This window comes from Vibrio sinaloensis (assembly GCF_000808535.1).
Classification (GTDB): Bacteria; Pseudomonadota; Gammaproteobacteria; order Enterobacterales; family Vibrionaceae; genus Vibrio; species Vibrio sinaloensis_D.
On the sequence record NZ_JWLV01000034.1, the window covers coordinates 240879 to 253571 of the forward strand.

Here is a 12693-nt window from a genome sequence, read left to right on the forward strand (position 1 = left end):
GATTATGCTAAGGATAGCTCTCTTGATATGTGGTGTGTTCGCGTGCAGCGTGTACGCGAATTACCCTCAAAATCGCACTTGGCTTGATCCTGAATTTGTGGAACGCGCTTTTGTCGATGTAGCACTAAAGCGCGAGTACAACTCTGGCAATTGGCAACTGGTTAAATGGAACCAACCAATCAAGATTTGGGTTAACCATCAAGTTGGCGATCAAGAACTTCATGACCTGCTTACCAACGCACACTTAACGCACCTTTCTCAGCTGACTGGCGTTCCAATAACTAGAGTCAGCATTCGTAGCCAAGCGAATGTTAGCTGGATATTCACTCGCGAGTCTCAGTGGCGTAAAGATGTTGAAAAAGAGCTTGGCAAATCTGCATTAAACAATATGCATGGCGCGATATGCAAAGCAGGTTATCGCCTAGATTCTCGCTCTGGCGCTATCACGTCAGCAGCTATTATCATTCCCGTCGATCAAGCTCGCAACCACGGCAAACTGCTTGCCTGTATTGTTGAGGAGATAACCCAAGTGATGGGGCTTCCAAATGATGCAGAGAGTGCATTCCCATCAATCTTCAATGACGAAACACCCGAAGACTTACTGTCGCCGTTAGATGTTGTCTTACTTCAATTGCTGTACGAACCAGAGTTAACCGTCGGGATGAACGCTGAGCAAGCCAGACCTATCGTCAGAAAAATACTGCGCCGCTATCAAAAACAGGGCGTCTTGGGCAAAGCCGTCGCTACAGCTAATTCAGGGGAGCTTTATCAGCTTGTTGGAAACTAATCATCAGTCGCAACCGAATTACAAGGTATGGTCAATCCTTGCTTGGAGCGTAATTCTTGTTGGGGCGCTGCATTCACTTATTAGCCAGACGCATTATTTCTTAAATGCAGATGTTGCCTTTCTGACGCAGATGGCACTCTATGGCCAACCCGGTGACCTGTATACTCAATACTTTGAAATCAATCCGCCGTTGATCGTATATATCTATCGGCTTTTCTTAGTACCTTATTATTTGGGCGATTGGAGCGTTGTCTCTTCACTGCGGATATCGATGATTGGTTACTTACTTGGGATAACCGCACTCTGCCACTATTACGTGGTTAAGCTGCCCATTCGTCAGCCATACATCTGGATAGCAGCAATAGGACTAAGCCTTGTTTTTGTCCTACCAGCAGCATTCTTGCAGCGCGAACACATCATCGCCGCAGCAATGATCGCATACTTGTGCATGATTTTGTGCCGCATACAGAATCAATCGTGCTCTGTTGCCATCCAATGGCTAACATTGACGCTCGCAGGTCTTAGTGTCTGCTTGAAACCTCAGTATGTGACTATTTTTGTGTTGCTCGATATCTACTACCTATGGACGGTACGTCGATTGTCCTTGCTGTTTCGATGGCAAAACCTGTACCTAGGCTTGCTGGGCGCTACGTACATAACTTACGTATACTTTGCCCACCCGAGTTATTTCGATAACGTCGCCCCCCTCGCTAAACAGACTTACATTGCCTATTTTGAGCCGATTTATAGCCTGCTCACTCGTGTGGCTCTTTTGGCCGTGGTCTCCTACTTACCCTATCGTTACTTACGACACGCAACTCAATCGCCCCAAACCATAGATTGTCTCTATGTCACATTGGCAGCCGCGTTTGTTGCCTACGTGCTTGGCCGAGCTGGATTCAGCTATCACTTAGTTCTGGTATTTGCTCTGCTTGGTATTGTCTCTATCAGCAGTTGGCTCTATGCGGCTGGCGAGTTAAGTCAAAGATTTTCGACAAAGCGCCTCGCTCAGTTTCTATTTTTTAGCGCCATCCTAGTGTTCTTGAGACAATTTCATTTTATTGATATCGATAGAGTGGACTATGAAACGGCGGCAACACAACTCCTAGCCAAGCACAGCTACGCACCTGAAAAAGTCATTGAGCATAACCCCTATCACGTGGTTTACAACGCGGTCAGCGAAGTGACGCAGCCAGGTGAACAGTTGTACGCATTTAGCGCTCGATTATTTGTCGGACACCCGATTGCGATCCATCTTGAACAAAAGTGGGCAGGTCGCTTCCCCGTTCTTTGGCCGTTACCCGAATCGCTAAAGCACCCAGAAAGTGAAGAGAACCAACAACGTTTACAATTGGTTAGCCAAATCGTGACGGAAGATATCCAACGCAATCAGCCTAAAGTCATTTTGGTAGAAGAGTCAGAACAGCTGCTGCGCTACCCTAAAGGCTTTGATTTTATCGAACACTTTAGTCAATACCCGGAATTCGCGGACGCTTTTCAACATTACGAACGCGATAACACCTATACCACGCCCGAGAGCAACTGGACTGTTTATGTGAGAAGAGAAAAGAGTTAGACCAAGTTGACTGTTACTTGGTCTAAGGGAAGATTAACCGCGCTTTTTGAGTTCGAATTCAAACTCGTCAGGATAAAGAACGACACCTTCTTCCTCGTTGTTTGGAAAAACAGCAACAGCAAGCTCATCGTCTTCTAAGCCGTAAGTCCAGCGACTGAACCATTTTGCTGTAGAGATAGACTCCGCTTTGCAATGCTCCCATTCACCTGTTGCCCACTGATTTGCAAACTCTTCATGTGGCCACACAGGTACACAGTCTTCATCTTCCGTGTTAAGCATCACACAGCCATGTTCATCAATAAGGATCCATACTTTGCGATGCTTAGCGATTTCTTTAATGCAGTAGCTGAAACGCTCTTCCGCGCGCATTTTATTAACTGTTGCGATTTGATCTTGTGAAAGTGATTCAGACATCAGCCTCTCCACGAATTGATTAGCTAAAAAAACAAACGCCCACAGTATGAAACTGTGGGCGTTTGAGTAATTCAAACAATAGCCAGCTTATGCAAGCTCACCTTGTAGCCAAGGCCAACCTTGTTTCTTACGGCTTAGTGTGTTTTCCATCATAAGCATGCCATCTTTTTCATGCTTCACTAGCTTCTCAGCCCACTCACCTTTGTATAGTAGACGAGTTTGCGCCGTAGTGATGTCTGTTAGCATAACAGCAGCAAACGCTAAACCTTCTTCAGCACAGCGGCGCTCTAGGTCTGCTTCAAGTGCATCAATCATGCCATCTACTTGCTCAAGAGTTGCAAGTTCAACTTGGCCTACAACAACATCGCGGCCGTTGAATGGGTAGCCTTTCAGGTCTTTTTCTACTAGTTCAGCAGCTGATAGACCTTCGATGTTTGTTTTTGCGATGAGAAGATCTTTGATGAAGGCGTCAACATCGCACACGTCAGCGATTTTAGCGAGTTCTTCAACCGCATCTTTGTCTTTTTGAGTACAAGTCGGAGATGCAAAACCTACTGTGTCTGAAAGGATTGCAGACATCATTAGTTTAGCGATCTGAGGCGTAATCTCGTGACCTTCAATTTTGAACATGTTGAATAGTACAGTGTTTGTACAGCCAACAGGCCAAATCCAAGCTTCCATTGGGTTAACAGTCATAACGTCACCCAGACGGTGGTGGTCAACAATGCCTAGGATTTCAGCTTCAGCCACATCATCCGGAGCTTGTGCAAGATCTGAGTAGTCTACCAACCAAATTTTCTCACCCGCTACAGACGTGCGAAGTTCAGGAACTTCAGCGCCCGCAACTTCTAGAATGTGTTGCGTTTCACGGTTGATTTCGCCTTGGCGAATTGGCATTGCTTCAACACCACGCGCTTTCAGTAGCTCAGTTGCTACAAGCGCACTACAGATACTATCACTATCAGGGTTCTTGTGACCTACAACTAGAATCATCTTATTTCCTATACGACTAAAATAGGCCCGTTCAGGGCAAATTACTCACGAAGGCGTTACTTTACCTGAATTTTGAGATTTGTCATGGGTTAGCAAAAAGAAAACTGTTTCTTTCAACTTTTTGTTGCAAATAATTCTCACTTAACTATATTTGAGAATCATTATCATTTGCATTGATATCACTATGGACTCACTTAGACTCTCTCAAATTGCCCCTGCCTGGCTTTCGTTTTCACAGTTTAAGCCCGCTTACAAACGCTTATTCTTGCCGGTTGCGTTGATTGCCCTTGTCGCAAATGGGACAACAAGCGAACTGACCGTCAACACACTTTCTGACGCGTTTTGGGCCGTTTCCGCGTATGTCGCCTTTACCCTAACCCTTTACCATTACTTATCGCTTTTAATGAGTAAAGAAAGCAAGGTGGTGACTCTTTATCAAAGCTCTCGACGATACCAGGTTATGTTTGCTGCGTTACTCGGGGCCTTACCCGGGTGTGGCGGTGCGATCATTGTGACCACCCAGTTTGTAAGTGGTCGAGTCGGATTTGGCGCAATTGTAGCGGTGTTAACTTCCACAATGGGCGACGCGGCCTTCTTGTTGCTGGCAAGCAAACCTGACGTGGGATTTGCCGTCGTTGGTCTTGGCGTTATTGTCGGATGTGTATCTGGTTGGGCCGTCAACGCTATCCACAACGATGACTTTTTACGCCCAGAGTTGAAATCTATTAGTGAGCGATTTTCATGTCAAAACGCCAGTGAACAAAACAAGCTAGAGAGAAAGGCGATTAATCTCCAAGGCGCATTTTGGAAATGGTTGATCGTTCCCGCGACTATCATCGCCGCGCTTGGGTCATTCCAAGTGGATGTAAACGAACTACTATCACTTCCAGCCGGGACAATTGAATGGATTGGCGCAGTTTTAATCATCACGAGCATGCTGCTTTGGTCGCTGACCAAAGAGATCAAGGACTACGAATCGACTGTTTCTGAGGATACTAAGCAAGTTTCTTCTCACCCGTTACAAAAAGCCGCGCAAGACACAAACTTCGTCACAGCATGGGTAATCCTCGCCTTTATGGCTTTTGAACTGATTGCTTTCTTTGGGCACATCGACTTGGCAGCGAGCTTCTCAGGATGGGGAATGTGGATGCCTCTAATGGGCGTTGCTATTGGCCTGTTACCTGGCTGTGGCCCTCAAATATTGGTCACCAGTCTTTATATTGCAGGCGCTGCCCCTCTCTCGGCACAACTTGCCAACGCCATTTCAAATGATGGTGACGCCTTATTCCCAGCTATAGCTCTTGCCCCTAAAGCAGCACTTGTCGCGACAATTTATTCCGCTATACCTGCTTTTATCGTTGGCTACGGCTACTACTTCTTATTCGAAATATAACGCAAGTTTATTGTAAAGCATTAAAATCAAACGCCCTCAACTGAGGGCGTTTACATATCTAATGACGCATTCGTACTCTATGAGTAGTTGCTTTAAACGTGGTTATTTATGACGCTCTTTCAGTTTATTCACTACGTCATTCATCGATAGGCCTTGGTCTTGAAGCAATACCATTAAGTGATAAATCAAGTCTGCCGATTCACACACTAACTCCGCCTTATCGCCCGACGTCGCCGCAAGCGCGACTTCAACGCCTTCTTCGCCCACTTTTTGCGAAATACGCTTGGTGCCACGGGCATAAAGACTGGCAGTATAAGAGGAATCTGGGTCGGCACTCTTGCGGGCAGCCAATAGCTGCTCAAGTTGATGAAGCCACACCATTTGTGACTCCTCTTGCGGATCTCCATCCCAACAAGTCGTCGTTCCAGTGTGGCAAGTTGGACCAATGGGATTCACCTTCACCAATAGCGTATCGTTGTCGCAATCAAGCTGAATGTTCACCAATTGCAATACGTTGCCTGAAGTTTCCCCTTTGGTCCAAAGGCGCTCTTTGGTACGAGAGAAAAACGTCACTTGACCTGTTTCGCCCGTTTTTGCCAACGCATCTTGGTTCATGTAACCCATCATCAGCACTTGGCTTGATTGGAAATCTTGTACGATGGCAGGTACCAGACCATCCACCTTTTCCCAGTTGATTCGCTCAGCTAGCGAACTTACTTCGGCGGCTTTCACACTCATAGTCGTACCTCAATGCCTTGTTGTTTCAAATACTGCTTTAGTTCACCAATATTGATGACTTGTTTGTGGAATACCGACGCGGCAAGCGCACCATCCACATTGGCTTTTTGGTAGGCTTCCGCAAAGTGCTCCATGGCACCCGCGCCACCCGATGCAATCAGCGGTACATTACATACTTCGCGCACCATATTCAGTTGTTCGATGTCGTAGCCGTTACGCACGCCGTCTTGGTTCATCATGTTCAGCACGATTTCACCAGCGCCGCGTTTTTGTACTTCTTGCACCCAATCACGCGTTTCCCATTGGGTTGCTTTGGTGCGTTCTTCATCGCCAGTAAACTGGTAAACCTGATACTTACCTGTCTCTTTGTCGTAGTATGAATCGATACCAACTACGATACATTGCACACCAAACTTATCAGCAAGGTCAGTAATCAACTGAGGATTCGCCAGTGCAGGTGAGTTGATAGACACTTTGTCTGCACCAAACTCAAGAATGCGCGCTGCGTCTTCCGCTGATTTAATACCACCAGCCACACAGAACGGAATATCAATCACTTCTGCAACGCGAGCGACCCAACTTTTATCGACGACACGACCATCACTTGAAGCGGTAATATCGTAGAACACAAGCTCGTCAGCGCCTTCTTCAGCATAACGCTGCGCAAGAGGAACGATGTCGCCAATGATCTCGTGATTACGGAACTGCACGCCCTTCACTACTTGTCCATCACGAACATCAAGACATGGAATTATTCGCTTTGCCAACATGCAAATGCCTCCTCTGCTGTGAACTTACCATCTAACAGCGCACGACCAACAATCACACCAGCCACACCGCTGCCTTTTAGCGCTTCGATATCTGCTAATGAACCGATGCCACCTGAAGATTGAAACTGCACTTGTGGGTACTGTTTACATAGGTCGGCGTAAAGCTCTACGTTTGAGCCTTCTAGCGTACCGTCACGAGAAATGTCCGTACAAAGCACGTGCTGCAAACCTACCGTTAAGTAATCGTTGATTAGAGCTTCGATGGTCACGCCTGAGTCTTCTTGCCAACCAGAGATCGCCACTTTACGCGTGCCGTCTTGGTCGATGTTGATGTCTAGCGCGAGAACGATTTTCTCTGCGCCGTATTTTTCCATCCAACCTTTCACAAGCTCTGGTTGTTTTACTGCTGTAGAACCGACTACAACACGCTGTGCACCGGCTTCTAACAGATCAATCACGTCTTGCTCTGTACGCACACCACCACCGATTTGGATGTTCGCTGGCGTGCTTGCTAGTAGCTTTGCAATCAAATCAAGCTGACGCGCTGTTGTGTCTTTCGCGCCAGTCAAATCCACTAGGTGTAGCCAGTTTGCACCCGCTTGATGGTACAAGTTGAACTGCTCTGCTGGGTCGACTTTGTACTCGGTTACTTGGCCGTAATCACCTTGATAAAGGCGAACCACCTGTCCTTCAATTAAATCAAGAGCTGGAATAATCACACTAAATCCCTTTTATAATTCTAAGAAGTTTTGAATAAGCTTCGCGCCCGCTTTTGAAGAACGCTCAGGGTGGAACTGCACACCGTAGTAGTTGCCACTTTGTACTGCGGCTGTGAACGGGTTGCCGTATTCACATTCAGCAATCGTGTAATCCCCAACTGGCATCGCAAAGCTGTGCACGAAGTAGAAGTACTCACCTTCTTCAATACCTTTGAATAGTGGGTTACCTGCTTTTGCAGACACCGTGTTCCAGCCCATATGCGGCAGCGGTAAGTCGCCAGTCTGTAGCAACTTCACTTCACCGTCACAAAGTCCAAGACACTCGACTAACTCGTCGGCTTTCTGGCCTTTTTCTTGAGACACTTTGCCCAACAGTTGCATGCCTAAACAGATACCTAGTAGCGGCTTCTCTACCTGTTTTACTAAGCTGATTAGGTCACGCTCTTCTAGGTTTTTCATCGCTTCACTGGCGGTTCCCACGCCCGGTAGGAATAGCTTGTCAGCCGCCAATACAACTTGTGGATCTTTTGAAATCGTTACGTCATAACCTAGGCGTTCAATAGCAAACTTCACCGAAGAGACGTTGGCACAGCCAGTATCGATAATGACAACTTTCTGTTCTGTCACTGTTTTTCTCCTTGCTAACGTTAGCCTTAAAGTACGCCTTTACTACTTGGTAGCTCAGTGCCTTCTACTTTGATTGCTTGGCGTAGCGTACGGCCAAACGCTTTAAACAAGCTTTCAATGATGTGGTGATCATTGTTGCCCGCAGAAGACAGGTGCAGCGTACACGCTAATGTGTCAGTCAAAGAACGGAAGAAGTGAACCACCATCTCTGTTGAAAGGTCACCCACTTGCTCACGGCTAAACTGCGCGTCGAACTTAAGGTAAGGACGACCAGATAGGTCCAGTGCACATTGTGCCAAGCACTCATCCATTGGCAGGCTGAAACCAAAGCGACCAATACCACGTTTGTCACCCAGTGCTTCTTTCAATGCCTGACCCAAAGCAAGAGCGGTATCTTCTACAGTGTGGTGATCATCAATGTGAAGGTCTCCTTCCACTTTGCACACCATTTGGAATCCACCGTGCGTCGCAATTTGATCCAGCATGTGGTCGAAGAAACCAAGACCCGTTGAGATGTCATTACCGCCTTGCTCGTCAAGATTAACGAATACTTTGATGTCTGTTTCTTTTGTGGTGCGAACCACTTCAGCACCGCGAGCCTTCACCGTGAGATCTTTTAGGATCTGTTTCCAACCCATGGTTTCTGGGTTGTATTGAATGCCACGAATTGCCATGTTTTCTGCAAGTTGAAGATCGGTTTGACGATCGCCAATCACAACGGAGTTTTGAAAATCAACTTTGCCACCTTGAAGGTACTCTTTTACCAAGCCCAGTTTAGGCTTACGGCAAGAGCAGTTATCTTCATCGAAGTGAGGACAAATCAGCACGTCATCAAACTTCACACCTTGAGATTCAAAGATCTCCATCATCATGTTGTGTGGTGCATCAAAATCTTCTTGTGGGTAGCTGTCGGTACCCAAACCATCTTGGTTCGTTACCATCACTAAGCGGTATCCTGCATCCTGCAACGACAACAGGCTTGGGATAACAAATGGCTCTAGTTTTAGTTTGTCTAAACGATCTACTTGAAAATCAATCGGCGGCTCAACAATTAAGGTGCCATCACGATCAATAAAAAGGATTTTTTGTTGTTTGCTCACTCGGGAACTTCCTTATTGCTATTCTTCTGGCGCTCCCGCAATTAAGCGAGAGCGATTAATTTGTCTCTACTTATGCGTAGTAGTTTCTAATAAATCCAAGCGTTTTTTCACACTCGTCGCGGTTACCAACACTGATACGTACACAGTTCTCAATTGGCGAGTTACGCAAAATAATGCCCGTATCCCAAGCCGCTTTGAAAAGATCATCGCCATCTGGGAATTTCACCAATAGGTAGTTCCCCCACCCTTCAAACACTTCCAAACCCGGAATCATTGAAAGACCAACTTGCAAGTAAGCACGGTTTGCATTCAGATCAAGAACTTGGAACTTCGCTCGCGCTAAACCAGCTTCCGAAAGCGCCTGAGTCGCAATTTCTGCCACTGGAACCGGGACTGGGTAAGGTGCGATAACTTTAAGAAGTACATTAATCAGCTCTTCGTTCGCAAGCGTAAATCCACAACGCAGACCAGCAAGCGCGAAAGCTTTCGACAGAGTACGCAGAATCGCAAGATTCGGGTATTGCGCCAGTAGGTCTACCGTTGACGCTTCTGGACAAAAATCGATGTACGCTTCATCCATCACCACGATTGCACGGTCTTTTGTCATCTCAAGCAGAGACACAATGTCCTCACGCTTAACTAAGTTACCTGTTGGATTGTTTGGCGAACATACAAAAACCAGTTTCACGTTATCCAGATTGGCTTCGATACCTGCAAGGTCTAGTTGCCAATCTGACGTCAGTGGTACGGTTTTGCGCTCAACACCGATGGTTTCGGCACTAATGGCGTACATACCGTAAGTTGGTGGACAGTAAAGAATCGCATCTTCCCCCGGCTCACAGAATGCACGAATAAGTAGTTCAATGCCTTCATCTGCCCCGCGAGAAGTCAGCGTTTGTTCTGGTTTCACACCCGCATACGCTGCGTAAGCGGAAATCAACTCTTTTGGCTGACATTCGCTGTAACGATTAAGACGGGCAAAGTCTGTTGTATATTCATTGTTGAATGGTGATTCGTTGGCATTTAGCCAGACATCACCGGTACCACCGATTCGGCGAGCCGATAAATAAGGGGTAAGTTTTTGGACTTGTTTACGCGCTAGCTTTTCCATCTCATTACCCTCTTACTTCGCTGCCAATTTTTCTACGCGGGTTAATTTTTCAGTACGAATAGTCACTGCACGTTTGTGTGCATCCAAGCCTTCCGCTTCCGCCATGGTGACCACCGTTGGTGCAAGGTTCTTTAGGCCATCAGCAGACAGCTCTTGAACCGTCATACGTTTCGAGAAGTCCGCCAAACCTAAGCTTGAATACGTGCGTGTGTAACCGTAAGTAGGAAGAACGTGGTTGGTGCCCGATGCATAATCACCTGCTGATTCAGGCGACCAATCACCAAGGAAGATAGAACCTGCGTTATCTAATAAAGGTAGAAGCTCGCGTGGGTTCTTAGTTTGAACAATTAAGTGCTCAGGACCGTAGTAATTCGAGATAGAAACCGCTTGAGTCAGAGATTCAGAGATAATGATCAAACTCGATGCCAACGCCTTTTCAGCAATATCTGCACGAGACAGTTCTTTAAGCTGGCGTTGAACCGCGTCTGTCACTTGATCGGCAATCACAGGAGAAGGTGTGACCAACACCACTTGAGAATCAGGGCCATGCTCTGCTTGGCTTAGAAGGTCCGCCGCTATGAAGTCTGCATCTGCGGTTTCGTCGGCAATCACTAGCACTTCTGATGGACCTGCAGGCATATCAATGGCTGCGCCACGGAAATCATTACTTACCTGACGTTTTGCTTCCGTCACGTAAGCGTTGCCCGGGCCAAAGATCTTGTCGACTTTCGATACGGTCTCTGTACCGTAAGCCATCGCAGCAACCGCCTGTCCACCACCGACATTGTACACTTCATCAATGCCGCACAGTCTTGCAACATATAAAATTTCATCGGCAATTGGTGGTGGTGAGCACAAGACTACTTTACGACAACCTGCAATTTTTGCCGGAACACCAAGCATTAAAACCGTTGATGGCAGTGGCGCACTGCCACCAGGAATATACAAACCCACTTTTTGTATTGGGCGTGTTACCTGTTCACAAAGTACACCCGGTTGAGTTTCTACCTTGATTGGCTGTGGCTTCTGCGCTTTGTGAAACTTAGCAATGTTTGAGTACGCTTGATCCAACGCCTTTTTCATATTGTCAGACAAACGACCACAGGCCGCTGTCACATCTTGCTCAGAGACTCTTAGCGAATCTGGAGTTACACGGTCAAACTTTTCAGTCAGCTCAAAAAGCGCAGCGTCACCTTCTTCGCGAACCTTCGCAATAACTTCGGCAACTGACGCGGTAATATTTGCCCCTTCGCTAATCGCTGGGCGTTCCAAAATCGCGTCTTGTTGCGTTTCACTGAGTGATTGCCATACAACAGTTCTCATTGCCGTTACTCCATCATTTTGTCAATTGGTAGTACTAGAATTGAGCTCGCACCCAGTTCTTTCAGTTGTTCCATGGTTTCCCAGAACAGGTTTTCAGTACTTACCAAATGAACCGCAACTTTTTGCTTGTCAGCAGACAACGGTAATACCGTTGGGTCTTCTGCGCCAGGAAGCAATGCTTTGATTTGGTCTAACTTCTCAGCTGGCGCGTGTAGCATGATGTACTTAGACTCTTTTGCTTGCTGTACGCCCTGCATACGAGTCAGGAGCTTTTCAATTAGCGCGACTTTGTCTGCGTCGAACTCACCAGTACGTTGAATCAGTGTCGCTTTTGATTTGAAGATGATCTCAGCTTCTTTAAGGCCATTCGCTTCCAACGTTGCACCAGTAGAAACTAAGTCAGCAATGGCATCAGCAAGACCCGCGCGAGGGGCAACTTCTACTGAACCTGTCAGCATACATGTTGAGAATGGAACGCCCGCTTCATCCATGTAAGCTTTTAATAGCTGCGGGTAAGTTGTGGCAATACGTTTACCAGCTAAGTCTTGAGGGCCGTTGTACTCTTCGTCTTTGTCGATTGCGATAGACAAACGGCAGCCACCGAAATCAAGACGACGAAGTTGAACAAATTCAGACGGCTCACCCAACGCTTTACGATCGAGACGAACTTCTTCCAGTTCGTTTTCGCCAATGAAGCCTAGGTCAACCACGCCATCCATAATCAGACCTGGAATATCGTCGTCACGAACTAACAGCAAGTCAATTGGCATATTTTCTGAATGAACAACTAATCGCTCACCCATAACATTGAACTTCACGCCACATTTTTTAAGTAGAGCTTGGCTCTCTTTGCTGAGGCGACCTTTTTTCTGAATTGCGATTCTTAGGCGTTGTGTTTGCATTGCTGTAATCCCTGTGCAAATATTTGAAATTTATGAAATTTTACGTTAATCGAATACTAAAAAACCCTCGGAAGAGTTGGTCTCCCGAGGGTTCTAAATCTTGTAGTTTACGATTTTAGCCTCCGGGAGTTTCCTGCCTCCCGGGTATGCGCGCATCTCCCGAAAGACTAGACTGGGTGATGATGGTGATGAATGTTCATTACTGTTGGACGCATACTTATATAGCTCTTCGTGTTCGCT

Annotated in this window: 13 protein-coding genes and 1 other annotated feature; of the genes, 3 read left to right on the forward strand and 10 right to left on the reverse strand. The window is 46.7% G+C overall.

The genetic code is table 11. The features are described 5' to 3' along the window. The first annotated feature begins 4 nt into the window (after positions 1-4). Positions 5-787 carry a DUF2927 domain-containing protein gene (locus RJ47_RS15725; RefSeq protein ID WP_039485042.1) on the forward strand — a complete coding sequence of 261 codons (783 nt, stop codon included), beginning with the start codon at positions 5-7 and terminating at the stop codon, positions 785-787. After that, positions 774-2363 carry a hypothetical protein gene (locus tag RJ47_RS15730; protein WP_231565964.1) on the forward strand — a complete coding sequence of 530 codons (1590 nt, stop codon included), beginning with the start codon at positions 774-776 and terminating at the stop codon, positions 2361-2363. Before RJ47_RS15725 ends, RJ47_RS15730 begins: the two co-directional genes overlap by 14 nt. A gap of 33 nt (positions 2364-2396) precedes the next feature. On the opposite strand, the gene RJ47_RS15735 is transcribed toward RJ47_RS15730, so the two are convergent. Beyond that, positions 2397-2777 (reverse strand): DUF2750 domain-containing protein, encoded by a 381-nt coding sequence (locus tag RJ47_RS15735; protein WP_039485045.1) that lies wholly within the window; start codon positions 2775-2777, stop codon positions 2397-2399. Positions 2778-2864: 87 nt separating this feature from the next. Then, the gene (locus RJ47_RS15740) at positions 2865-3770 is read right to left on the reverse strand and encodes a manganese-dependent inorganic pyrophosphatase (protein ID WP_038189393.1); all 906 of its coding nucleotides are present in this window, start codon (positions 3768-3770) and stop codon (positions 2865-2867) included. Positions 3771-3954: 184 nt separating this feature from the next. Here RJ47_RS15740 and RJ47_RS15745 point away from each other — a divergent pair, with 184 nt between their 5' ends. Beyond that, positions 3955-5163 (forward strand): putative manganese transporter, encoded by a 1209-nt coding sequence (locus RJ47_RS15745; RefSeq protein ID WP_039485047.1) that lies wholly within the window; start codon positions 3955-3957, stop codon positions 5161-5163. Positions 5164-5265: 102 nt separating this feature from the next. On the opposite strand, the gene hisIE is transcribed toward RJ47_RS15745, so the two are convergent. The 8 genes from hisIE to hisG all read right to left on the reverse strand — a co-directional run bounded on the left by hisIE (position 5266) and on the right by hisG (position 12453). Next, positions 5266-5901 (reverse strand): bifunctional phosphoribosyl-AMP cyclohydrolase/phosphoribosyl-ATP diphosphatase HisIE, encoded by a 636-nt coding sequence (gene hisIE, locus RJ47_RS15750; RefSeq protein ID WP_038214838.1) that lies wholly within the window; start codon positions 5899-5901, stop codon positions 5266-5268. Next, positions 5898-6671, reverse strand: a complete 774-nt coding sequence (gene hisF, locus RJ47_RS15755; RefSeq protein ID WP_004749837.1) for an imidazole glycerol phosphate synthase subunit HisF — start codon at positions 6669-6671, stop codon at positions 5898-5900. Before hisF ends, hisIE begins: the two co-directional genes overlap by 4 nt. Then, positions 6653-7390, reverse strand: a complete 738-nt coding sequence (gene hisA / locus RJ47_RS15760) for a 1-(5-phosphoribosyl)-5-[(5-phosphoribosylamino)methylideneamino]imidazole-4-carboxamide isomerase (protein ID WP_039485059.1) — start codon at positions 7388-7390, stop codon at positions 6653-6655. Before hisA ends, hisF begins: the two co-directional genes overlap by 19 nt. Before the next feature lie 12 nt (positions 7391-7402). Continuing rightward, positions 7403-8017: an imidazole glycerol phosphate synthase subunit HisH gene (gene hisH, locus RJ47_RS15765; protein WP_005450758.1), complete on the reverse strand. Its 615-nt coding sequence runs from the start codon at positions 8015-8017 to the stop codon at positions 7403-7405. Between the two features lie 26 nt (positions 8018-8043). Continuing rightward, a complete protein-coding gene (gene hisB, locus RJ47_RS15770) occupies positions 8044-9117 on the reverse strand; it encodes a bifunctional histidinol-phosphatase/imidazoleglycerol-phosphate dehydratase HisB (RefSeq protein WP_039485061.1) in 1074 nt (357 codons plus the stop codon). 70 nt (positions 9118-9187) lie between these two features. Continuing rightward, the gene (hisC, locus tag RJ47_RS15775; protein WP_039485064.1) at positions 9188-10228 is read right to left on the reverse strand and encodes a histidinol-phosphate transaminase; all 1041 of its coding nucleotides are present in this window, start codon (positions 10226-10228) and stop codon (positions 9188-9190) included. A 12-nt stretch (positions 10229-10240) separates the two neighbouring features. Next, positions 10241-11551 (reverse strand): histidinol dehydrogenase, encoded by a 1311-nt coding sequence (hisD, locus tag RJ47_RS15780; protein ID WP_039485067.1) that lies wholly within the window; start codon positions 11549-11551, stop codon positions 10241-10243. Positions 11552-11556: 5 nt separating this feature from the next. Beyond that, positions 11557-12453, reverse strand: coding sequence for an ATP phosphoribosyltransferase (gene hisG / locus RJ47_RS15785; RefSeq protein ID WP_038189418.1), 897 nt, complete (start codon positions 12451-12453; stop codon positions 11557-11559). 55 nt (positions 12454-12508) lie between these two features. Further along, positions 12509-12645 (reverse strand) — a sequence feature (His leader region). Between the last annotated feature and the right edge of the window lie 48 nt (positions 12646-12693).